Source organism: Thalassobacterium maritimum (assembly GCF_031127805.1).
Lineage (GTDB): Bacteria > Verrucomicrobiota > Verrucomicrobiia > Opitutales > Coraliomargaritaceae > Thalassobacterium > Thalassobacterium maritimum.
In genome coordinates this window covers 1-1535 of the sequence record NZ_JARXHW010000132.1, presented here as the reverse complement: position 1 = coordinate 1535, position 1535 = coordinate 1, and the positions used below count along the sequence as shown (strand labels likewise).

General features: G+C 45.0%; 3 protein-coding genes. All 3 read right to left on the bottom strand.

The genetic code is table 11. The features are described from left to right. Positions 1 to 99 precede the first annotated feature (99 nt). From QEH52_RS19580 to QEH52_RS19570, 3 genes are read right to left on the bottom strand one after another with little or no spacing between them, the layout of a single operon-like run. Positions 100 to 390: a hypothetical protein gene (locus tag QEH52_RS19580; RefSeq protein WP_308952648.1), complete on the bottom strand. Its 291-nt coding sequence runs from the start codon at positions 388 to 390 to the stop codon at positions 100 to 102. A 47-nt stretch (positions 391 to 437) separates the two neighbouring features. After that, entirely contained in the window at positions 438 to 1007 is a 570-nt protein-coding gene (locus QEH52_RS19575; protein WP_308952647.1) for a hypothetical protein, read from the bottom strand. Between the two features lie 31 nt (positions 1008 to 1038). Beyond that, a complete protein-coding gene (locus tag QEH52_RS19570; RefSeq protein ID WP_308952646.1) occupies positions 1039 to 1431 on the bottom strand; it encodes a hypothetical protein in 393 nt (130 codons plus the stop codon). Positions 1432 to 1535 lie beyond the last annotated feature (104 nt).

The following is a 1535-nucleotide window of genomic DNA, read 5'->3' as shown; positions in this document are numbered from 1 at the left end:
CAGACTGCGTAGCACGTCGATCAGTCTGGCTGCGGTCCCGCACGGCAGGTGGTGTGAGAGGTGGCGTCCCGTGCGGCGTCACCTACTCGATTTAGGTCTTTAGTTTTCCCTGAGCCAATTGCTCGGAAGTGGTTCAAGTGCATAGATAAAGTTGTTCATTCTGTAGCATACCTTTTCAGATTCCCATTCATCCAGCAACCCAATGATTTCCAAGTAGCCTCGATTCTCCCATGCTCTGATGTGTTCGAAAATTTCCTTTTTCTCGTCTTCTGAGAAAGTGTTCCAAGGTAAATACGCTCCACTGACGTTTCTTTTTCCTGAACCTACGAAATCATTCAGCTGACGGCAAATTTGACGGACGTGTTTGGGGAGTTGGTCGATTTCTTTCATTCAATTACCTAACGTGAAGGGGATGCGCGGAGAGTAGCGCGGCAGCGCTACTCGGAGTTGTCATCTCCCGACTGGTTGGAATCCTTTTCTTTTCGTGGAGTGAAGTAAACGGGAGTATATCGTAAAATAAATGGTAGGCGGTCAACCAGTGATATCAAATGTGCAATTTCTTCTTCTGTTCTGTAGAGACGCATGTCCTGTGTGAAATACCCTCCGTCGGAGTAACGCAAATTCTGCTGAATAAAATATGATCCCGGTTCATTTTCTATTTTTATGTGAATGAAGATTGCGAGCCACTCATTTTCTTTAATCCTGTATGCCCATAAGAATGGGTGGCTTCCTTCAAAGAAAATACGGTCATCCTTGATCACCGAAAATACATCATCGAGCCGTTTGTATATTTCTTCATTTTCTTCAAGGACTGGGTAGTGAAATTCATCATCTCGGAGCGAGATGTCATTTCTCGCTAACCTAAAGATGTCGTAGAAAACATTAAGTGAAATCTCTTGAATTCCAAACCTCTTAAAATCCTCAAGTTCTTTCTCCTTCTCGGTTGATGCTACCAGTCCAGCAGAGAGACTGATTAGCAACATGAATGAGGTAAGGATTCGTTTCATATAATTTTCCAACGTGGCTCTGGCGCGCGCGTTAGCGACGTTGTCCAGTAGCGTCTTGGTCGCTCCTTTTGGTTTTCAAGCGTAAGAGAATATCTCGAATCGCCATGCTTTCGATAGTTTCACGGATTACTAGAAAGGCAATGATCCAAAAAATCCAAATCATCGGTTTTTGTTCTTCGTGTCCAGAGAGTAGGAATGTGAACATGACAGCGTAAAGGATCGAGGGGACGGCGCTCCAAAGTGATCTCTTTTTCCTTAATCCTTTCAAGACCCAACGCTCTCGCCAGTTTAATGGAGTGACCCCGAGATCATCCAACTCAATCGAATTCGATTTGATTCCTTTTCTCTTTTCGTATGACCGATGCTGATGCTTCTCGATGCTGCTCAGCTCGGGTTCGGGAATAGCCCATCGAAATGTTTTCATTTTTTCAGCGATCGTGGAGACCAGACAACCAGCCTGTGTGGTCAGTCGTCCAGTTGCTTTTTAGAGTTTTACGAGCGGGCTATATGGGTTGTCTGTGTCGTCTG

Bases quoted from the DNA above. Each gene is read 5' to 3' on its own strand.
- QEH52_RS19575 (WP_308952647.1), bottom strand. From the start codon at position 1,007: ATGAAACGAATCCTTACCTCATTCATGTTGCTAATCAGTCTCTCTGCT.
- QEH52_RS19580 (WP_308952648.1), bottom strand. From the start codon at position 390: ATGAAAGAAATCGACCAACTCCCCAAACACGTCCGTCAAATTTGCCGT.
- QEH52_RS19570 (WP_308952646.1), bottom strand. From the start codon at position 1,431: ATGAAAACATTTCGATGGGCTATTCCCGAACCCGAGCTGAGCAGCATC.